Raw genomic sequence first — 21,350 nt, 5'->3', positions numbered from 1 at the left:
ACGGGGTCAGCTGATTTGATAGCGGTAGATCAGGTCGTCAAACCATCGATCTCCAATCTGATAGGCCTGCGGCACGCGGCGCTCGAATACAAAACCGCATTTCTCCAACACCTTGCAGGACGCGATATTACCGTCGGTCACGGTCGACTCCAACGAGTCCAGGCCGATGGCGGCGGCATAGTCGATGATCGCCTGCCGCGACTCGGTGCCAAAGCCTTTGCCCTGATGCTCGGGCAACAGCAGGCAACCCACCTCGGCATGCCCCGGCGACAGGATGCGAAATCCGGTCACGCCCAGTTCCTGCGCGCTGGCCCTGTCGGTCACCACCAGACACAACCAGTGATCCGACTGCGGCCCCCAGGCCGGAAGCCGATGCTCGAAGCCTTTGCGCACCTGGTCCTCGGCGATTTCACCGAACACGTACTGCATGGTTTGCGGCTCGGAATGCAGCCTGAGGAACAGCGGCCAGTCGGATTCGACCATCGTGCGCAGGTCCAGGCGTTGCGTGGTGAGCTCGAGCATCCGCTGCTCCTTGCAAGGGCGGAAAGGGAAGACGGTTTTTTACTGGGTGTGGGGCGAAAGATCAATGGTTTGATCCGGCGTGTTTCGCAAAGCCGATCTTGATCGCCACCAGCAGCGGCGCCGCCACCGCAAACAGCAACGTCACTGCCATGAACGCACTGTCGAAGGCGATCACCAGCGACTGCTCCGACACCGTCCGCCCCAGCAGACTGGTCGCGGCACGGGCCGCCGCCGCAGGTTCCATGCCTTTGCCCGTCAGCCAGGCGCCGGTGCTTGTCAGCCGTTCGATGAGCGCGGGACTGCCGGGTGTGACGCTGCTGCCCAGGATCACGGCGTTGGCCGCATGCCCGTGTTCGATCAGCGTTTGCAGCCCGGCCACGCCGATCAGACCGCCCAGTTGCCGGCCGGTATTGAACAGGCCGATACCGGCCGCCAGATTGCGGCTGTTGAGGTGAGTGAACGCGATCAGGGTGATCGACAGAAACAGAAAGCCCAGCCCCAGCCCACGCAGCAGGATGGCGCCCATCATGTCTGCGCTGCCGCTTTCGCGGGTCGAACCGGACAACAGCCACATGGCAATCATGATCATCAGGATGCCAAACGGCACCGTGGCAAACGGCGCCACGCCGCGCGCCTGCATCAGCCAGGCCGCGATCAGCAGCGCGCCGACAAACAGTGCGCCGCTGGGCAACAACAGCAGGCCGGCGTCGGTCAGGGTGAAACCGAGCACCGACACGGCAAAGGCTGGAATCAGGTAGGCGCTGCCGAACAGCGCTGCACCTGCGACGAAGCTGACAATGAAGGCGAACGAGAAATCGCTCGACCTGAACAGACTGAAGTCGAGCACGCCTTTGCCGTTGCTTAACAGTTGCTGGCCCAGAAACCCCAGCAGGGCTGCGCTGCCGAGCAGCGTCAGCCAGACGATGCGCGGCGCTTCGAACCAGTCCCAGCGTTCGCCCTGGCTGAGCACGTAGGTGAAGCAGAGCAGGGCGGTGGCGCTCAGCAGCACGCCCAGACCGTCGAATGGATGCTGGCTGGCTCGGGCGGGTGTCGGGGTGGCCGTGATCAGTAACAGTCCGCTGGCAATCATGGCCAGCGGCACGACGCTGAGGAAAATCCAGTTCCATGACTGGCTGTCGACCAGCCAGCCTTGCAGGGCGGGCGTCAACGTGGCGGAGGCGACCACTGCACCGATGGCGAACAGCGCTTGCAGCGCGGGTTGCAGCTGGCGCCGGTAGCTGCGAAAGATCAGCACCTGAGCGGCCACCAGCAGTGTGCCGCCGGCAAAACCCTGCAGGATGCGCAGCGCTATCAGCAGATCGAGCCACGTGCTGCCGGCAGCGATGGCGCAGGCCAACCCCATGGCCAGGGTCGCAGCGACGATGACGTTGCGCGGGGCGAAGCGCGCCAGCAGCCACGACGCCGTAAGGAAACCGATCAGCTTGAACCCGGTGTAGCCGATGTCCAGCCAGGCAAATTCGTCAGGTGTGGCGGCGGTGTCACCGATGATGTCGTTACGGCCCAGCACCAGCGCAGTGCCGGCGATCGCTTCGGTGAGGCTGGCCAGCAGAATGCCGATCATCAACAACACGCCGGGCCGGGCTGCGGCAGACCGGTTCATGACCCGTCTCCACGCTCCACGTCGACCCGCGCCGACAGCCCCGGCACGATGCGCCCCGGCAAAGGGTTGTTGGCGAGGCGGATTTTCACCGGCACCCGCTGCACCACCCGGACGAAATTGCCCGTGGCGTTGTCGGTCGGCAACAGGCTGAAGGCCGAGCCGCTGCCGGGGGCAAAGCTGTCGACCACGCCCTCCAGCGCGTCGTCGGGGTAGCCGTCGACGGTGATCCGCACCGGCTGACCGGGCTGGATATGCTCCAGCTGGGTTTCCTTGAAGTTGGCCACGACCCACACGTCCTGCACCGGAACGATGTCGAGCAAGGCCACCCCCGGCGTGACGTAACGGCCGACCCGCACCTGACGGTTACCGACCACCCCGGTGACGGGCGCACGCACCACGGTGCTGTCCAGGTCGATCCGGGCCAGATCCTGCGCCGCCTCGGCCTGCGCCATGGCCGCGAGGGCCGCGCCGCGCTGGGCCAGCAGCACGGCGAGGCGTTGGCGCTGAGCCTCGACCGACGCCGAAGCAGCGTCCACCGCCGCAGAGGCGCGCGTCTGGGCCACCGCCGTCTCATCGACCAGCGCCATGCTCACGGCATTGCTGGCGATCAGTTTGCGGTTGCGGTCGTGGGTCTTGCCGGCGAGGTTCATCTGCGCGGCGGCGGAGCGGCGCTCGGCCTCGGCCTGACGGATCTGCGCATGTTGCAGTTGCGTCTGGGCATCGACATCACTGAGGCGCGCCTGCGCCGACTTGAAGTTGGCTTCGGCCTGGGCGAGGCGGGCGCGATAGTCTTGATCGTCGATGCGAAACAGCACGTCGCCGCTTTGCACCGACTGGTTGTCGCGCACCTCGACGCGGGTGACGTAGCCGGCAACCTTGGCCGCCAGGGACGTGACATCGCCACGCACATAGGCGTTGTCGGTCGAGATACTTTTGCCGCCGTACAGCACGGCATAACCGCCCGCCACAATCGCCAGAGCGGCGGCGCACAACAGCAGTCCTGCCGCCTTGCGCTTGCCTTGGCGCGGTGTCGCGGGCGTCGTTTCGGACTGCGTCGTGCTGGCGGTGGTGGGCTGGGGCGCGTTCATGATCGGGGTCCTGCTCAAAGCCGACACCTCCGGCAGTCGGGCTGCCGAAGGTGGATTGGCGAATGGATCGGTTACGGCTTGACGGGTTTGACCAGTTCGGTCTCGCTGCTGTCGAGCACGAACACCGCCAGCAGACGGGACGGTTCGGTGGTGCTGGCATTGGCGCTCACCGCGTGGAAATCACCCGGTTGTTCGACGAAGTTTTCCCCGGCCTTGTAGACTTTCTCCGGCGCGTCGCCGACCTTGCTGCGCACGGCGCCCTCTAGCACCGTGGCGTAGATGAACGCGGACTTCGGATGAAAGTGCGCCGGCGACGATCCACCGGGCGCGTATTCCACCAGCACGCCCCGCATGGATTTGCCGGGAACGTTGGGCAGGGCGCGGTCGAACACCACGGTGACCTTGCCCCCCTGCGGCTCGGCGGCCGAGACGGATGAGATTGAAAGGGCCGCAAACGTGGCGGCCAGCAGGATTCGGCTGAACATGGCGATACTCCTTCAAATCAGGTGGGGTGTTTCAGCGCTGGGTCGATTTCGCCAGCCAGTCTTCAAAGCGGGTTGGGCCCAGGCGTGGATTGCTGCTGCCGGGGGTGAGCGACTGGTCGTCGAGCACATCGCCGAAGTAACGGGCGTGCACGTCCGGGATCACTTTGCGGGTGTCGTGGGTGGCGCGGAAAAAACGCCGGACCAGCTCGTCGAGCGGCATGGCTTCGGGGCCGGCAATTTCCTGCGTGCCGTTGATCGGCGCTGCCAGTGCCACATCTGTCAGTGCAGCGGCGACGTCGTCAGAAGCCATGGGCTGAATCAACGCCGGGGACAGGCGCACTTCCTCGCCGACGGTGGCGGATTGGGCGATGCCGCCGACAAATTCGAAGAATTGCGTGGCTCGCACTAGGGTGTACGGAATGCTCGACGCCTTGATCAGGTTCTCCTGCGCGACCTTGGCGCGGAAGTAGCCGTTGGCAGGCGAGCGCTCACTGGCGACGATCGACAGCGCCACGTGATGGCGAACCCCGGCGGCGGCTTCGGCGGCGAGCAGGTTGCGGGTGGAGGTCTCGAAGAAGTCGAGTACGGCTTGGTCTTCCCACGAAGGGGCGTTGGAAACGTCGACCACCACCTGGGCGCCGTCCATCGCTTCGGCCAGGCCTTCGCGGGTGATGCTGTTGACGCCGGTGTTAGGGGAGGCGGCGCGGGCGTCGTGGCCGCGTTCGCGCAGATTGTTCACAAGTTTCGATCCGATGAGGCCGGTGCCTCCGATAACGACGATCTTCATGGCATCTCTCCACTTGCCGACGGCAACCATTGCTGTCGATGTGGGTTGAGCATGCCTGTGGCGCTCGGGCGAATCCTTGTGGTGACCTTGGATTTGCCTTGTTTTTTTGTCCAGACAGGCCAATCCGTCGGCAGACGCGTAGACCAGCGTGCAGACCGGTGCGGTGGCCCAGGGTCTGCCGTATCATTGAGCGCACGACAATCGCCCGCTCGGACACGGAGTCGGGGGCGCCAGACAAGAGAACAGCCACCGTGCCATTCGTGTTTGAAGACTACGTGCTCGACCAGCAGCGCCGGGAACTGACCTGGCGCGGGGAGGTTGTGACTGTCGGGCCGCAGGTCTTCGATCTGCTGTTGCTGCTGGTCAGCAACCGCGAGCGGGTGGTCAGCAAGGACGAACTGTTGAGCGCTGTGTGGAGTGGCCGGATCGTTTCCGAGTCGACCATCACCAGCCACATCAACGCCGTGCGCAAGGCCATCGGCGACACCGGTGAGCAACAACGTCTGGTGCGCACGGTGCCGCGCAAGGGCTATCGCTTTGTCGGTGAAATCATCCCGTGCGATAGCCCTGTCAATACGCCTGAAGCGCCTGCGAAACCCGAGGTGGCCGCGACACTTGTCCTGCCGGAAAAGCCTTCGATCACCGTCCTGCCATTCCAGAACCTCAGCGGCGACCCCGAACAGGACTACTTCGCCGACGGCATCGTCGAAGACATCATCACCGCGTTGTCGCGAATGCGCTGGCTGTTCGTCATCGCTCGCAACTCCAGCTTCACCTACAAGGGCAGGGCGGTGGATGCGCGAGGTGTCGGTCAGGAACTGGGTGTGCGTTATGTGCTGGAAGGCAGCGTGCGCAAGTGCGGCAACAAGATCCGCATCACCGGCCAGTTGATTGATACCTGCAGCGGAACGCACCTGTGGGCCGAGCGCTTCGAAGGCCTGCTCGACGATATTTTCGAACTCCAGGATCAAGTGGCCGAAAGCGTCGTGGGCGCCATCGCGCCGCAGTTGGAGCGCGCGGAAATCGAGCGGGCCAAACGCAAGCCCACTGACAGCCTCGATGCCTACGATTATTACCTGCGTGGTACGGCCAAGCTGCATATCGGCACCCGTGAGGCGATCGAGCAGTCATTGGCGCTGTTCTACCGGGCGCTTGAACTGGATCCGGAATTTGCCTCGGCGTATGGCATGGCTGCGTGGTGCCACTTCTGGCGTAAGCTCAACGGCTGGATGACCGACCGGCCCCGGGAAATCGCCGAAGGTGCGCGGCTGGCACGAATGGGTGTGGAACTGGGGCGCGACGACGCCGTGGCGCTGACCCGCAGCGGTCATGCCCTGGCCCATCTGACCGGGGATGTCGACTGTGGCATCGCCTTGCTCGATCGGGCTCGACTGCTCAATCCCAACCTGGCCCCAGCGTGGTTTCTCGGCGGTATCCTGCGTGCCTTGCGTGGCGAAACCGACGCCGCCATTGCCAACCTCGAACATGCCGTGCGTCTGAGCCCGCTGGATCCGGAAATGTTCCGCATGCAGGTCGGGATGGCGCTGGCGCATTTCTTCGCCGGTCGTTTTGACCTCTCGGCTTCCTGGGCCGAGAAAGCGCAGGGAAACCTGCCCAGTCTATTGGCAGCGCCGGCCTTGATCGCCGCAAGCAATGCGCTGGGCGGGCGAGCCGACAAAGCCGGGCAGGCCATGGAACGGGTGCGTCAGCTGGACCCGACCTTGCGGGTGTCCAGCCTGAGCGCGTGGCTGCCCATTCAACGGCCTGAAGATGTTGCCCGGTTTGCCGAAGGTTTGCGGTTGGCGGGGTTGCCGGAGTAACGGTTCAGCCAGCCAGCGTCGCGTTATCGATCACAAAACGATATTTCACATCGCCCTGCAGCATCCGCTCGTAGGACGCGTTGATCTGGTCCGCGCGAATCAGCTCGATGTCGGAAACGATGCCGTGCTCGGCACAGAAATCCAGCATCTCCTGAGTTTCCGGAATACCGCCGATCATCGAACCGGCGATGGTCCGGCGCTTCATGATCAGGTTGAACACGTTCGGTGACGGATGCGGCGAGGCGGGGGCTCCGACCAGCGTCAGGGCTCCATCGCGCTTGAGCAGCACCAGAAACGCATCGAGATCGTGAGGCGCGGCGACGGTGTTGAGGATCAAGTCGAAGCTCTTGGTGTGCGCGGCCATTTCCTCGGCGTTGCGCGACACCACGACCTCATCGGCGCCCAGTGCCTTGGCGGCTTCGCGCTTGGACTCGGAGGTGGTGAACGCCACGACATGCGCGCCCATCGCATGGGCCAGTTTGATGCCCATGTGGCCCAGGCCACCGATACCGACCACACCGACCTTTTTGCCCGGCCCGGTGTTCCACTGACGCAGCGGCGAGTACGTGGTGATGCCCGCACACAGCAGCGGCGCGACGGCGGCCAGTTGAGCTTCAGGATGGCGGATGCGCAGCACGTAACGCTCATGCACCACGATGTTTTGCGAATAACCGCCAAGGGTCCAGCCCGGTGCGTCCGGGGTCGGGAAGTTGTAGGTGCCGATCATGCCGTCACAGTAGTTTTCCAGACCGGTTTCGCAGTCGTCGCAGTGTTTGCAGCTGTCGACGATGCAGCCGACCCCCACCAGATCACCGACCTTATAGTCGGACACATGGGCGCCGACCGCCGACACGCGGCCGACAATCTCGTGCCCGGGTACGCACGGGAATTGCGTCCCGGCCCATTCGGCGCGCACCTGGTGCAGGTCGGAGTGGCAGATGCCGCAGAAGGCGATATCGATCTGCACATCATGGGCCGCCGGCGCGCGGCGATTGATCTGCATCGGCTCAAGGGGTTTATCGCCGGCGTGGGCACCGTAGGCGTGTACGAGCATGGGAGTAGTCCTTGATGAATGTGTCGAAGGACCATTCTTCCCGGATTGCTCGCACAGCCTGTAGTGCATTTCTACCGATTACTTGCCTGATCCTGCGGATCGATTTCGGTGAAATCACGTCAGTCCATCGAGAAATGCATTCGCATGTTCATCGCGGCGTCGTACTGATTGCTGGCTACCCGGCGTTCGATCAGGCGATCGGATCCGCCCTCGGCAACACGGCGTTCGAGCAGGCGATCGGAGCCGCCTTCGGCAACGCGACGTTCGATCAGGCGATCGGAGCCACCTTCGGCAACGCGACGTTCGATCAGGCGATCGGAGCCGCCTTCGGCAACACGGCGTTCGATCAGGCGATCGGAGCCACCTTCGGCAACGCGACGTTCGATCAGTCGGTCCGATCCGCCCTCGGCGACGCGCCGTTCCATCAGCCGATCCGAACCCCCTTCGGCAATCTGCGTAGGCGCCTTTCTGGCCCGGTACTGTTGCACTGATGAAGTTTCTGAATCCGGAGCACTGGTTTCCTGCCTGTTGGCAACCGGCATGTCGGGCAGGCAATTTGCGCCGAATGCATGAGTGGCAACTATCCAGGTGGCTGAAACAATGGCGACGGGTAATACCAATCCAATAGTTTTCATCGTGATCATCCTGAGTCGTGGTGGGATTTCGTTAATGAACTTCCGGGTGCAACCAGACAGGTTTTAATTCAATCGATTACTTCTAATGAGGAATGCCATGTTCCTGCGTGGCCAGGCGAATTCGGTTATGTGCAATCAGGCGCATCACATAACCCAACTTGATCGCGGTCGGCCCGAGGATCGTCATCCCGTGCGCACCGACCAGCGTGGGCAAGGTCAGGTGAGCGTCAAACACATAAGCCAGGAAAATCCCCGCCATCAACATGCCCAGACCGCCGATCAGCAATACGTGGGACAGCTTCAGCACGCGATGCGAGTCTTCAAAAAAGTCATACATGTTGTTCAGCCATCCCTGCGTTAATAAGTGGGTGGACAAGTTTCGGCGCGAACGGAAACCGCGAAGTCAATGACTTTGCAGGGCGTTGCATTTGATGGAGGGATTTTACTGTTGGCGGTAGGGATCAACCATGTTGCATAAGTCTGGTTTTATCCTTCCAGCGTATGGAGAAGTCATACCAACGTATATAAACAACTTTCAATGTGCGCTGAACAAGAGCGTTACATCTAATGGTTGATACCCAGACTTTCGGCCATTCGAACCAGATCGGCGAACGACTGCGCACGCATTTTGCGCATGGCCTGGCTGCGATGGATTTTCACGGTGATCTCGCTCAGGCCGATGGCACTGGCGATCTGTTTGTTCATCAGGCCCGAAACGGCCAATGCCATCACCGATTGTTCTCTGACCGTCAGTGTCCCGTGGCGTGTGCGCAACTCTTGATGGCGGCGTTCGCACTCGCGGCGCGACCTGTCCCGCGTATGCGCGGCGACGACGGCATCGATCATTGCCTGCTCGCGAAACGGTTTTTCCAGGAAGTCGACGGCACCGGCTTTCATGGCGCGAACGGTCATGGCGATGTCGCCGTACCCGGTCATGAAAATGATCGGCAGACCGATTTTGGCGTCGGCGAGCGCCTGCTGAAAGACCAGCCCGCTGGTGCCTTGCAATCGCACATCCAGCACCAGGCAACTGGGCAGGTCAGGTCGCTCGAATTTCATGAAGTCGGCGACCGAACCGAACAGCTCGACCTGCAGGCCGATGGAGCGCAACAGGCTGCCAAGTGCCTCGCGCAGAGGGGCGTCATCATCGATGATGAAAACGATGGGTTCCGGGTTTTGGTCGGGTGCTGATTCTACTTCCATACGCTGGATGGCTTCGCGGCGATCGGGTTGCGCAGGATGCTGAACAATTCAACGGAAAGCTTTGCCCGAGCCTCCGGTTTTCATTGGATTTTTCTTGGGTAAGCGTCCAGAGGCCATCGACCGCGTGTTCCGTCGATCAATGGCCTCGGTGGGTCAGTTTCCTGCACGGGCGACAATCGCGAAATTCCCCGGCGCCTTCTCCAGCAGCCCCAGAAATCTCACGAGATCGACCTTGCTGCCATCCACTTTCAGATCATCGGAAGTTAGCGTTTCCTTGAGTCCGGCGGTGCCGCCCAGCAGCTGGACGAACAGGTCCTTGGTGACGGTCAGCGTTGTGTTGGCGTTCGCCGCGGTCGGGCCTTTTCGGTAGTGCAGCACGGCGTTCTCGATCCATAGCACGAACGATTCATTCGTATCGGTCAGCACCAGATTGAACGTCCAGTTCTTGCCATCCGCCGCCGGCCCGTCGAGGCTCGCGGCCATGGCTTCGAGGAAGCGTTCGGTGGGCGTCTGCTTCATCAGTTCGATCAGGTCGGAGCGTTTGACGCCCTTGGCTGGCGGGCCGTTGCGCAGCTCCATGGCCGCCGTCAGGTAGCTGTTGCGCCAGGTCGCCGATTCCGCCTGATAGCCCATCTGTTCGTACGCGCGGGCCAGCAGTTCCTTCGCGGCCGTGTCGTCGGGTTTGACGAGCACGGCCTGATCCAGCAGTTCGGCGACCCAGCGGTATTCGCCCTTGTCATAGGCCACGCGGGCGGCTTCAACTACTTTGGCGTTACCTCCCATCAATTCGACGTAGCGCTTGGCGGATTCCTTGGGCACCAGAGGATTCAAGTGCGCGGGGTTGCCATCGTAGGCGCCCAGGTACATTTGGTAGATCGCCTTGACGTTGTGGCGCAGGTCGCCGTAATAGCCGCGAGTGCCGAAGTACGAGGCCAGCGAATCCGGCAACTGGATCTTGTCGGCGATCTCGTTGGGGGTATAGCCGGCGTTCATCAGGCGCACGGTCTGGTCATGCAGGTATTTGTAGACGTCGCGGTGCTTGGTGATGAATTCGCGGATCCGCTCGTTGCCCCAGATCGGCCAGTTGTGCTGACCGAAGTAGACCTCGGTGTCGCCCAGCTCGTCGAGGGCGATTTGCGTGTAGTCGGACCAGCGCAGCGCATCGCGCACCTTGGCGCCACGGATCGGCAGCAGGTTGTGCATGGTCTGCGCCAGCAGCTCCGCACCGCCGTACGCCTTGAGCGCGGGGATCGAAAAGGTAAGCTCGGCCGGGGCTTCCGCGCCGGGCATGTTGTGGAACACGAAGCTGACGCCGTCGAGCTCCAGCGGCTGGATCGGCTGGTCGATGATCTGCGTCGGCGGCAGGATGCCCATGCTGCCGTAGGCGACGTTCTTGCCCAGCCCGGTGTCGACAATGCCGGTGGCGCCCGGCGTCAGGTTCTTGCCGAACTGATACATCGAACGCCGCGCCATCGCCGGACCCGCCAGGATGTTTTCGCTGGTGGCTTCCTCCATGAACCCGGCGGGCGCGACGATGGGAATGTTGCGCTGGGCCACTTCGCTGCTCGAGGTGATGCCCAGCACACCGCCGAAATGGTCGGCATGGTCGTGGGTGAAAATGATCGCGGTGACGGGCTTGTTGCCCAGATGCTCGCGCGCAAATGCCAACGCCGCTGCGGCAGATTCACGGGAGGTCAGCGGGTCGACCACGATCCAGCCGGTTTGCCCGTCGATCAGCGTCATGTTGGCGATGTCGAAACCGCGCAACTGGTAAATCCCGTCGCGGACCTTGAACAGGCCGATCTGCGCGTTGTGCATCGCGTGCCGCCACAGGCTCGGGTTGACGGTGGCTGGCGCCTGGCCTTCGACGAAGCGGTACGCATCGAAATCGATCAGGACATTGCCGTCGGAGCCAAGGATCTTGCCGGTGGGGCGGGCGATGAAACCACGCTGGGCATCTTCCATATCCCGGTTGTCGCTGAGGTCCAGGCCCTTGATCGACGCCTGGATCACCGCTGCCGTGGCGGGCGTGGCATCTCCCGCAGCGACGCTCGGCTTGTTGTCACAGCCGCCGAGGGACACCAGCGTCAGGGCAATGATCGTGTAGAGGGTCGGTTTCATTCTTGTTGTTCTCCGAGGGTCGAATGCGCTCCAGCCTAGGGACAGGGCGGTGATGTATCCAATGCATTGTTTACATCCGGATAATGCGTCGCTAGCATCGGGCGAATGGACCTTAAACGACTTTCACACCTTCTCGCACTGGCCGATGAACGCCATTTCGGCCGCGCGGCCGAGCGCGTGCACCTCAGCCAGCCGGCCCTGAGCCGCAGCATTCAGGCGCTGGAAAGCGAAACCGGGCAGCGCCTGTTCGATCGCGACACCGGCGACGTACGCCCGACGCCGGCGGGGGAGTTCCTGATCGAGCGGGCGCGGCGGCTGCTGTTCGATGCCCGTTCGCTGGAGCGGGACATGGCGCTCTACAGCGATCGCCAACTGGGCAGCCTCGCCTTTGGCGTCGGCCCGTTCCCGGCTGCGATGTTGATGCATCAAGTGGTGCCGCGACTGCGTCAGGATCACCCGGCGGTCACCCTGCGCGTGGAAGTGAACAACTGGCAGATTCTCGAGGCGCGGCTGCGCGCTGAGGCGATCGAATTCTTCGTTGCCGATATCCGCAATTTCACGGCGGAATCCGATCTGCTGATCCGTTCGCTGGGCCAGGTTTCGGCAGGCTTCTTCGTACGTCCGGAGCACCCGCTGGCCGGGCGTAAAGTGCAGATGGGCGAACTGGAAGGCTACGGCATCGCCACGACGCGCCTGCCGGAAGTGGTGAAACTCGAGACCGCCCGAACCCTCGGCATCTCCACCCGCCAGGCGCTGCCCATCGTGCTTGAGTGTGATGATGTGGCGTTGCTCAAGACCGTCGCTGGCTCAACCGACACCATCCTCGGCGTCATCCATGGCGCCGTGGCCGAAGACGTTCGGGTGGGGCGTTTGATTGAGCTTCATGTTGTCGACAGGCCGGGATTTCATTCTGAAATTGGCGTGGTGAGTTTGCAGGGTAGAAGCCTGTCGCCGACGGCTTTGTGTGTGATTGAGGCGGTCGTTGCCGAGATGCAATTCGTTCACGTCGAACAATCCCCACGTCTTTAGAGATACGTCCTACAGCCACGATTTTCCTGCTTCGTTAACGTCGTGCAGCCTCTTGCGAGGGGCTGCCGATGCATGAACGAAAGGACAATCAGTGGCTGGTCAAAAGGACATTCCCCGGGTTTACAACCCACCGGCAGGCGACGGGCATCACGTCACCTACCGCTACATGACGGCCACCGAACTGGCCGATCAGCAAGAACGACAAAACAAGTACGACGCCATGCTGGCGAGACAGGATGCTTTCGAGCGTAGCCGTGAGGTGGCGGCGAACAAGCCTGATGCGGTGCGTGCCGGCTGCGTGTTTGCCAAGTCCTGTAGGTTGCCGGACGCGATCATCGATTACTCGAATCCTTCGGGGATGGTGCCGACTGACAGCCTGAAGGATTACGGCGAGCTGATTTTGCTGGGTGGCCGGGAAGCCGATGACAGCGGTGGCGTTGCACTCAAGAAAATCAGCGGCACGGCAATTCCTGCGGGGCTGGGCACTTTTGCCCTTGCGGGGGAAGCGTTCAAGGCGTTGCCCGCGATGGCCTCTGCTGCTGTCATCAGCCCGCTGCTCGGTTTGGTGGCGATGTTCATGCCCTCGAACCTGGGCGACAGCGCGCTTTACACCGAAGACCAGTTGCTCGCCCTCAAACAGGCCCGAACCCGTGTGCGCTTGCGTGTTGAACAGCAGGCCGACGGGAGCCTCAAGGGTTACGGCTTCTACACGGGCAAGAATCGCGATTGGGAAATGGTAGATGTCGTGCAGTTCACGGCACGTGGTAGCCGGTTTATTGCAGACCTTGGTGAAGGTGTTGAGCTGGTCTGGACGCCCGCCGTGGACGGTTCCGACATTCTTGGTATTCCGGCACTGGAGGCTGCTCCGCAGGCGCCGCATATCTGGGTGTATCCGCCGACGAAAGCGGCGGACGGGATTCTGGTGAATCCGGTTTATCCGCCGGAGTATCGGGATTTCATTCTGGTGTTTCCGGTGGGGTCGGGGGTAAAACCGTTATACGTTGTACTGAGCACCGCACGTAAAGGTTTGGCACCTGCAGGCCATAGCTACCATAAGCCGCCGACTACAGAGCAAATCACCGCATTTCCAGACCTGAAAAAAGTTAGAGACAAAAATCCGGTTCAGGGCGGAGGAGGACTTCGCAAGCGTTGGACAGATGCCAAAGGAAAGAAAATCTACGAATGGGACTCAAGGCATGGAGAGCTAGAAATGTACCGAAGCGATGGGACTCACCTAGGGGCCTTCGATCCCTACACGGGTGAGCAACGCGAAGGACCTATAAAAGAAAGAAGCATCAAAAAAAGATATCTGTGAGGACGAGATGGGACTGGAACTGAGACTGGAGTGGTACGACGCAGCAACCCAGGAATTCCAGGGCGAGGAGTCGTCAAGAGATCTGGGGGATGATGAATCAGTATTGAATGCCCTAGGCATTCCAGTAGAGGGCAACATCAATAATGGCAGCTTCAACGTCGTCGAAAAGTGGGTTGCGACCATTCAGCCGTACTTTCAGCATCAGATCGCTCTGAGTACCAACGACTATCAAATTTCGTTTGATTACAGCTAGCACCGACAGACAGCCTGACTGACAGTAAAGGGGTCAAGCCATGCTCTTTCTTTCAATAACCGGCTTTTACCCGGATGACGTCCAAGACGACACGCTGCAGTTCGAGTTGGATATCGGCGGTAGCGAAATGAATGAAAAAGTTACACAGCTCATTGAATCCAAGCCCCTGAGCGCACTGGAACCTGGTGAGTTGTTACTGAGTGAGGATCAGGTAGCGGCACTGGGAGCCCTGCTGAATGTCACCTTCCCGAGCGGTCTGGAGTATTTCATGGGCACCTGTGCGAAGTACTGAAACTGCGGAGAGCAAAGGGGGCGGATGTATTCACGAGAATACATCCGCCCCCTTTTCACATAAGCCAATCAGCCCCGCTGACCCCGGCCCGGATAATTGAGCACAAACTGCACATGCGCCTTCACCCCGGTGGCCATTGTCGCGTCATCGGCGGTGAAGTAGGGGCTGTGGTTGTTCGGCGCTTTACTCATGTCCTGGCCTTCCGGCGTGGCGCCGAGGAACACGAACAGTCCCGGCACCTTGCGTGCGTAATAGGAGAAGTCTTCGCTCGGCGACAGCGAGGCGGGCAGGCGCTCGACCTTGCCCGGTGCTGCCAGCTCAAGGGCCGGGATCATGGCTTCGGTCAGGGCCGGATCGTTGGTGGTCACCGGCGCATTGTTTACCAGCAGCAGATTGGCCTGGGTCTCGTAGGCGCTGGCGATGCTGTTCACCAGCGGCGGCATTTTTTTCAGGATCGTGTTGCGGATATCAGGGTTGTTGGTGCGAATGGTCCCGGTCATTTCCACAGTCTCGGGAATGATATTGGCCGCCGAGCCGCCGTTGATCGTGCCGACACTGATCACGCCCATGCCCTGCGTGAGATCGACGCGCCGACTGACCAGCGTCTGCAATCCGCTGATGATGCCTTGACTGGCGACAATCGGATCGACACCGCTCCAGGGCGCCGAACCGTGAGTCTGCTGGCCCTTGACCGTGATGCGAAACGAGTCGCTGCTGTTGAGCACGGTTCCGGATTTGTAGAACAGATGCCCGGTCGGATAACCCGCCATCACATGCACCCCGAACACCGCCTCAACCTTGGGCGAATCGAGCGCGCCATCGCGGATCATCGCTTGCGCGCCGATCAGGGTGTCCGTCTGGAATTCATCGACATCGGCCGCACCTTCCTCGGCCGGCTGAAACAGAAACACCACCGTCCCACGCACCTGATCCCGATGCTCGGCCAGCACTTTCGCGGCGCCCAGCAACATCGCGGTGTGGGTGTCGTGCCCGCAGGCGTGCATCACCGGCACGCTCTTGCCCAGCCGCGTGCTGGTGGCCTGACTGGCGAACGGCAGGTTCGTCATCTCCTTGACCGGCAGTGCGTCCATGTCCGCGCGCAACGCCACCACCGGCCCCGGCAATCCGCCTTTCAGCACCCCCAGAACACCCGTCTTGCCGACCCCGGTGCGCACTTCAATGTTCGATGCTTTGAGCCGTTCGGCCACCAGCGCGGCAGTCTTGAACTCTAGATTGCCCAGCTCTGGATGCTGATGAATCGTGTGGCGCAGATCGACAACTTCTTGATTGACCGCGCTCACGGCGCCATCGACCCAAGGCGCATCGGCGGCATGGCTGGCAGTGGCAACGAAGGAGGACAGAACGGCGAGGCACAGCGAGGTTTTGCAGAAACGGATCAAGGCGGGACTCTCTCTTATGGTTTTTATTGGCGTCAGAGGGTATGCCGCGATGCAAGGCGGGACAAACGAGTCTGGCCGGTAATCGCACGGCTTTTGGTTTTTCGCGTTTTTGCCTGAGCGCGGCTTTCAGCGGATTGTTTTCCGTCGCCTGATCCGCTTCACTGTGGCTCTTTTGCCTGAGCGGAAATCAATCATGGAACGATGCGAAGCACTGGTCATCGGCCTCGGCGCCATGGGCGCGGCCACGGTGTATCAACTGGCGAAGGCCGGGGTCAACGTGGTCGGCATCGACCGCCACCATCCGCCGCACACATTCGGCTCCAGCCATGGCGACACCCGCATCACCCGGCTGTCCGTGGGCGAGGGCGCGCAATACGTGCCCATCGTGCGCAACTCCCACCGCATCTGGCGTGAACTGGAAGCGCTGTCGGGCGAGTCCCTGTTCGAACAGACCGGCCTGCTGGTGCTGACCTCTAGCCCCGACTTCGACCCCGCCGACGAAACCGACTTCACCCTGCGCACCATCGCACTGGCACAGACCTACGGCATCAAACACGAAGTCCTCAACGCTGCCCAGATCCGCCAGCGCTTTCCGCAGTTTGCCCAGGTGCGCGACGACGCCATTGGCTACTTCGAGCCCGAAGGCGGTTTTGTACGGCCCGAACGCTGCATCGATGTACAACTCAGATTGGCCGAACAACACGGCGCCACGCTGTACAAGGGCGAGACCGTGACCCACATCAGCTCGGACGTAGAGGGCGTCACCGTCACCACCGACCAGCGCACCGTGCGGGCGAACAAACTGGTGGTCACCGCCGGCAACTGGGCGGGCGGCTTGCTCGGCGCGCCGTTCGACAGACTGCTCAGCGTCTATCGGCAAAAACTGTTCTGGTTCGAAACCGAGCCCGACGCAAAACTGGTCGGCCACTCACCCACGTTCATCTTCACTCACGGCCCGGACGACGATTTCTATGGCTTTCCCGCATTGCCGGGGGAGGGCAGTTTGAAGGTCGCTACGGCGCACTATCACAGCGCATCCACGCCTGAAACTCTGGATCGCACAGTCTCGGCCGAGGAAGAACGCGAGATGTACGAGCAGCAGGTGCAGGGGCGCATTGCCGGACTGACGGATCGGGTGGTGAAGTCAGCGGTTTGCGCCTACACCGTCACGCCGGATCGGCATTTCATCATTGATGAGCATCCACGGTTGCAGCACACGTTGGTGGTGTCGGCGTGCTCCGGGCACGGGTTCAAACACTCGGCGGCGCTGGGGGAGGCGTTTGCGCAGTGGTGTTTGCGGGGGGAGAGTGAGCTGGATCTTTCGTTGTTTTCGGTGGGGCGGTTTGGGAGGGAGTGACGGTGCTTGGGAGTGACTGCTATTGGCCAGAAGCAGACATTTGCGATTTATTTTATGGGCCCCAGCATAGTCATCGTGGTCGGCTACCATGCCCAACTGGTTCGTCTCTGGTTCTTTCAACCCAAGATTCAATTCCACTTTAAGAGGCTTCCGCTGAATTTGACGGGCAAAGGCACCCGGCCGGGTTCAGTTTTGTCAGCTCCATATCCGGCACTTCCGCATATCGCCTCGCTGGTGGGGGCGCGCAGTGAGCGCTCCGGTTCGGAGTAGGTGATGTATTGAAAACTTCTAAATTACTGATTCTATTGAAGAATATACTTTCAGAAAATAAGGTGTTGCAGTCCATGCTGGCAAATGGCAACTTCTCATTCGGATCCGGCCATCTTCGAATGGAAACGACATGCCAAACACTTATAATATCTATAAAATTAAACATCATAAGATAAAAGAACTTAAAGAAAAGCTTAAATCCGTAGGGCTAGTTGAGCAAAAGACTCTTCCGGCTTTCAATTATTCTAAAACTTTCTATTTTTCAGAAAACATCAAAGGGAATGATGTTTGGTGGTGGGAAACCTATAAAGAATTTTTCAACGATAATGTAAAAGAACCAAAAAACACTTTTAATTTTGGCGTTCTGCTGTGCCAAAATCTAGAGGACGAAGAAAAGATTTATGCTGTAAGCTTAGGAAAGTCCCACTTTTATCTCTCGAAATTTATTCACCTCGATTTTGGAATCGATCTTGCATTACATGTTGCAGACGAGAGCTCGATATTGCTGAAAAAAAGCCGCTACTTCACGGGCACAAAACGACAAGACGTGTCCTCCTATCAACGCTTTCAGAAAGATAGCTATGAGGCAGGCGAATCGGTCGACCACTTAAAGCTCAAGGCAGCTAACAAGGAAATATGGGGCGATCGCAATATAATTTTTGCCGATTCCATTCAGATGGATATGGATAAACAACCTTTGGAGTTGTCCGCAATTTTTCAGCTGATTGATGAAAGTTTCTGTGGTGAAAAGATTATACATTTACCTAAGCTTGAATCAGTTGGAGCCGAGGCAACAAGTGAACTTGACAAGCTACTACTTGAACACCTCACCAATGCAAGCGGTGAAGTTATAATTGAAGAGTTTCAGGTACATGGCATAGCAATTTGCTTTAGCTTTCATGATTATGATTATGAAATTAAAGCGAAGGGAGAAGGCAGTAACTATCGCAAGACTTTGGGTAATAATATAGATATCCAGTCCATCTCGGATTTCTTGGCAGAACATCCCGATATAACTGATATTAACAACGTTACTATTCAATTCAAAAACGAAGATACAGGACGTTTTACGCGATCACTGAAGGAAATTCTTGACTGCCCAATCGAATACGAAGAGCAACAATATTTTTTGAAGAATGGAGAATGGTTTCTCTTTAATCAAACGTTCATGGAGTACCTGAGGCGATCGTTAGGCAGTATTGAAATCAAGCTAGAAGAGCCATTGGTTGAATCCGCATTCATTGCTTGGCAAAAAGAGAAAAAGAAAAATGCTAAACCGGAAGATGACAAAGTTGACTATCGAGAGGCCTATTTTAATCAGAAAATATGCGTCGAGCGAGGTTATCAGCTTTTAGATCGAGTTCTGACAAATATCAAATCACTTGAACAAAAAAGACGTAGCTATCAAGTAGAGATTGCCGACATCTACAACGATGGAGAAATTATATCGGTAAAAATCTCAAAGAAAAAACCGGAACTAATCTACAATATTGAGCAGTCCAGAGATGCCATTACTCTGATTAAAAACAAAACAATAAAATTTGATGAAAAACTAGATATTGCCGCACTGTGGTTTGTATTTGAGGATGATGTTAAAAAAATCACCGACATTAATTCCATTCAATTCCTTTTGGCTGTGGAGTCTTGGCACAAACTAGTCACGAGTCACGGGCTCATACCCAGGATCTATATATCTAAACACGAAAGAGATATCGACAAGGAAGAAAAGGAAAAACCATAGACCTCAAACAAATGAGTGTACTGTAGTTGGACTTAATCTTTAGACTTTAAAGCACACAATGCATTGGATTACCGAGTAGCGAAGTCTTAAGAAGTCATTAGTAGATTACGACCTTTTTGTAGGTGTAATCATCGTTTTGAAAGGGTGGTGAGCAACTGTAACTTATGGGGGAAACAAGAGTTAAGACACGTAAGGTTGGTGAACTCGCCGGGCGTCTATACTCTAGCGTGTTTTTCGACATTAAAGTTTTCGCGTGCTCCCACGCTTGATCGGTGAATGGTCGTTTGGCCTGAAGCGCTCATTTGTGGGTGAATGCTTTCGACTAGGAGCTGACCTTTGCAAAGACCGCAACCGGCCGGAGCCTGCAATCCACGCTTAGTAATAATCCGCCAGGTGCATACGCTTGTTTAATAACTTTGATGCCTATCGATAGTGACTTCATTGATTTGTATTTTGAGTATATATAATGTCTATTAGCAAAATTTGGTCAAGTGACATAAAAGGGTATCGCACTGATATTGAGCCTGAGAAGCATCTAAGACTTCAAAGGATGAACTTCTTAATTGGCCCAAACAATAGTGGAAAAAGTAGACTTCTTCGCACTTTATTTTCAAGCCCTGTAAAGAATTTAAGCATCGGGTTGGGTTGGCAATTTCAAGAGGCTTGCCACCAGCTTGGCGAAATTTTCGATATCATTTCAAGAGGCGGAGCAATTGTTGGATTAAGTTGCAGTAGATTTATGGAGCTTTATTCTGGATCATGTAAAAGTGTAGAAGAAATAAAATCTATAATGAATGACCTATCGAAGGTGTTGAGTGACGCGGCTAACCCTAACCTAGTCTATTCCGGCGGCGGGGACTTGAGTGCCTATTACGAGCTTCAGAGAATAGTTAGACATGGCTTACCTATTGAAGAGCTTAATAGGATTATAAGCGTGAGCAGCAAGGTTGCCGATTCCAAGCGACATTATATCCCGATACTTAGAGGGATGAGGCCGCTAGGGGATGCCGCAGATCTTTATTTTGATCGGACAATTAAGGACTATTTTTACTCATCACCAAAAGATGCTTTAAATATTGTGACGGGATTTAATCTATATGATTTATTGGCTCGATTTTTGTTGGGAGAGCCAGAAGAACGCGAGAGAATTAAAGAGTATGAGCGCATATTGGGTAATGAGTTTTTTGGCGGGAGGGATATTACATTAATTCCTCAGTATGGAAAAGATACAGTAGCTGTTAAAATTGGAACTGACAATCAATTTCCCATATATGATTTGGGGGATGGGCTTCAGCAGGTAATTATCATAACTTCGGCCGCGTATCTAGAGAAGAGTACCTCAATTTTTTTTATTGAAGAGCCTGAAGCATGTCTTCATCCTGGCCTACTTAGAAAACTAGCGTTATTTTTAATAAAACATACAGACCATCAATATTTAGCTACCACTCATTCAAATCATTTACTTGACCTTGCCGAAAATAGTAAGGATGTCATGATTCACAAAGTCTATAAATTTGAGGATGATGGGCGCGCTTGCTTTCAAATTCAAGAGTGTACCAGGGATAGGGATTTATTAGCAGAACTAGGGGTGCTAGCTTCTTCTGTTTATCTCGCTAATTCTACAATTTGGGTTGAAGGAATAACTGATCGGCTTTATTTGAAAGCTTTCCTGGCTAAATATTTGGAAGGTTTGAATGACTCTGTTTTTAAAGTGAAGTTAGAGGGGATGTTGGAAAATTTCCACTATGCCTTTGTTGAATATCAAGGTGGCACCCTCGGTCATTGGGGGTTTGATGATGGAGAAAACACGGATAGGCTAAATGCATCTAAACTTTGTGCTGCAGCCTTTCTTATTGCCGATGGGGATATCATAAATAAAGGCGTCCGGTCTGAGGTGTTGAGTAGAGAATTACAAGATCGTTATCACTTATTGCCGTGCAAGGAGATTGAGAATTTACTACCACTGAATATTATTGAAGAGGTTTCAAAAAATATATTTTTGCGAAAAAAATCTAAGACCACAGTTGGGTTGGAGATTTCAAACCTAAGTAAAATATCGAGCAAGGCAGTATCTGTATCAGAGCACGGTATCGGTTATCACTTAGATAAATGTCTGGGCTTGAAAGGACGGGGAGCCACCGCTCGGCGTGTATTTGCAGATGAAAGTGGGACTATAAGTGAAAAAGTCAAATTTTGCCGAGAGGCAGTCGAGATTATGAGGACAACAGATTGGAGTTTGTCCGACGGGGCTAAAGATTTGTGCGCAAAGATTTTTGCGCACATCGTAGCATTCAATCATTAATTTTTTGTAGGTTATTGAATCGTTATTAGAAATCTTGCTTTCGATGTTATTCAAA

General features: G+C 57.3%; 19 protein-coding genes. 8 read left to right on the top strand and 11 right to left on the bottom strand.

The window, feature by feature from the left end; all coding sequences use genetic code 11:
* Nucleotides 1-6: 6 nt before the first annotated feature.
* From K5E37_RS07480 to K5E37_RS07460, 5 genes are all read right to left on the bottom strand, one after another.
* Nucleotides 7-522 carry a GNAT family N-acetyltransferase gene (locus K5E37_RS07480; RefSeq protein ID WP_207985866.1) on the bottom strand — a complete coding sequence of 172 codons (516 nt, stop codon included), beginning with the start codon at nt 520-522 and terminating at the stop codon, nt 7-9.
* Between the two features lie 61 nt (nt 523-583).
* On the bottom strand, nt 584-2,143 hold the full coding sequence (locus K5E37_RS07475; protein ID WP_221533502.1) for an MFS transporter: 1,560 nt from the start codon (nt 2,141-2,143) through the stop codon (nt 584-586).
* Nucleotides 2,140-3,231 carry an HlyD family secretion protein gene (locus K5E37_RS07470; RefSeq protein ID WP_221533501.1) on the bottom strand — a complete coding sequence of 364 codons (1,092 nt, stop codon included), beginning with the start codon at nt 3,229-3,231 and terminating at the stop codon, nt 2,140-2,142. Before K5E37_RS07470 ends, K5E37_RS07475 begins: the two co-directional genes overlap by 4 nt.
* A 71-nt stretch (nt 3,232-3,302) precedes the next feature.
* Nucleotides 3,303-3,716 carry a cupin domain-containing protein gene (locus K5E37_RS07465; protein WP_085604959.1) on the bottom strand — a complete coding sequence of 138 codons (414 nt, stop codon included), beginning with the start codon at nt 3,714-3,716 and terminating at the stop codon, nt 3,303-3,305.
* Nucleotides 3,717-3,747: 31 nt separating this feature from the next.
* Entirely contained in the window at nt 3,748-4,503 is a 756-nt protein-coding gene (locus tag K5E37_RS07460) for an SDR family oxidoreductase (protein WP_221533500.1), read from the bottom strand.
* A 251-nt stretch (nt 4,504-4,754) separates the two neighbouring features.
* Here K5E37_RS07460 and K5E37_RS07455 point away from each other — a divergent pair, with 251 nt between their 5' ends.
* Entirely contained in the window at nt 4,755-6,323 is a 1,569-nt protein-coding gene (locus K5E37_RS07455) for a winged helix-turn-helix domain-containing protein (protein WP_221533499.1), read from the top strand.
* Between the two features lie 4 nt (nt 6,324-6,327).
* Here K5E37_RS07455 and K5E37_RS07450 read toward each other — a convergent pair whose 3' ends face one another.
* From K5E37_RS07450 to K5E37_RS07430, 5 genes are all read right to left on the bottom strand, one after another.
* Nucleotides 6,328-7,377, bottom strand: a complete 1,050-nt coding sequence (locus tag K5E37_RS07450) for an NAD(P)-dependent alcohol dehydrogenase (RefSeq protein WP_085604950.1) — start codon at nt 7,375-7,377, stop codon at nt 6,328-6,330.
* A gap of 119 nt (nt 7,378-7,496) precedes the next feature.
* On the bottom strand, nt 7,497-8,012 hold the full coding sequence (locus K5E37_RS29400; protein ID WP_256578495.1) for a phage infection protein: 516 nt from the start codon (nt 8,010-8,012) through the stop codon (nt 7,497-7,499).
* Between the two features lie 82 nt (nt 8,013-8,094).
* Nucleotides 8,095-8,349: a transmembrane sensor/regulator PpyR gene (locus K5E37_RS07440; protein WP_085604944.1), complete on the bottom strand. Its 255-nt coding sequence runs from the start codon at nt 8,347-8,349 to the stop codon at nt 8,095-8,097.
* A 227-nt stretch (nt 8,350-8,576) separates the two neighbouring features.
* Nucleotides 8,577-9,215: a response regulator transcription factor gene (locus K5E37_RS07435; RefSeq protein ID WP_221533498.1), complete on the bottom strand. Its 639-nt coding sequence runs from the start codon at nt 9,213-9,215 to the stop codon at nt 8,577-8,579.
* Nucleotides 9,216-9,368: 153 nt separating this feature from the next.
* Nucleotides 9,369-11,336 (bottom strand): alkyl/aryl-sulfatase, encoded by a 1,968-nt coding sequence (locus tag K5E37_RS07430; RefSeq protein ID WP_221533497.1) that lies wholly within the window; start codon nt 11,334-11,336, stop codon nt 9,369-9,371.
* A gap of 105 nt (nt 11,337-11,441) precedes the next feature.
* Here K5E37_RS07430 and K5E37_RS07425 point away from each other — a divergent pair, with 105 nt between their 5' ends.
* From K5E37_RS07425 to K5E37_RS07410, 4 genes are all read left to right on the top strand, one after another.
* Entirely contained in the window at nt 11,442-12,365 is a 924-nt protein-coding gene (locus tag K5E37_RS07425) for a LysR family transcriptional regulator (protein WP_221533496.1), read from the top strand.
* Nucleotides 12,366-12,456: 91 nt separating this feature from the next.
* Nucleotides 12,457-13,680, top strand: a complete 1,224-nt coding sequence (locus K5E37_RS07420) for a colicin E3/pyocin S6 family cytotoxin (protein ID WP_085604932.1) — start codon at nt 12,457-12,459, stop codon at nt 13,678-13,680.
* A 7-nt stretch (nt 13,681-13,687) separates the two neighbouring features.
* Nucleotides 13,688-13,933: a colicin E3-like toxin immunity protein gene (locus K5E37_RS07415; protein WP_085604928.1), complete on the top strand. Its 246-nt coding sequence runs from the start codon at nt 13,688-13,690 to the stop codon at nt 13,931-13,933.
* Between the two features lie 40 nt (nt 13,934-13,973).
* Nucleotides 13,974-14,225, top strand: a complete 252-nt coding sequence (locus K5E37_RS07410; protein ID WP_085604926.1) for a pyocin S6 family toxin immunity protein — start codon at nt 13,974-13,976, stop codon at nt 14,223-14,225.
* 68 nt (nt 14,226-14,293) lie between these two features.
* Here K5E37_RS07410 and K5E37_RS07405 read toward each other — a convergent pair whose 3' ends face one another.
* Nucleotides 14,294-15,625 carry an amidohydrolase gene (locus tag K5E37_RS07405; RefSeq protein WP_221533495.1) on the bottom strand — a complete coding sequence of 444 codons (1,332 nt, stop codon included), beginning with the start codon at nt 15,623-15,625 and terminating at the stop codon, nt 14,294-14,296.
* A gap of 193 nt (nt 15,626-15,818) precedes the next feature.
* Between K5E37_RS07405 and solA the strand changes: the two genes are divergently transcribed.
* The 3 genes from solA (at nt 15,819) to K5E37_RS07390 (ending at nt 21,295) form a co-directional block, all read left to right on the top strand.
* The gene (gene solA, locus K5E37_RS07400; RefSeq protein ID WP_221533494.1) at nt 15,819-16,982 is read left to right on the top strand and encodes an N-methyl-L-tryptophan oxidase; all 1,164 of its coding nucleotides are present in this window, start codon (nt 15,819-15,821) and stop codon (nt 16,980-16,982) included.
* Nucleotides 16,983-17,382: 400 nt separating this feature from the next.
* Nucleotides 17,383-18,993, top strand: coding sequence for a DUF6119 family protein (locus tag K5E37_RS07395; RefSeq protein WP_221533493.1), 1,611 nt, complete (start codon nt 17,383-17,385; stop codon nt 18,991-18,993).
* Nucleotides 18,994-19,459: 466 nt separating this feature from the next.
* Entirely contained in the window at nt 19,460-21,295 is a 1,836-nt protein-coding gene (locus tag K5E37_RS07390; protein ID WP_221533492.1) for an ATP-binding protein, read from the top strand.
* Nucleotides 21,296-21,350 lie beyond the last annotated feature (55 nt).

The organism is Pseudomonas sp. RIT778, from assembly GCF_019718735.1.
GTDB lineage: Bacteria > Pseudomonadota > Gammaproteobacteria > Pseudomonadales > Pseudomonadaceae > Aquipseudomonas > Aquipseudomonas aphyarum.
Note: the sequence above shows the minus strand (reverse complement) of the source record. Positions and strands in the feature narration are given on the sequence as shown.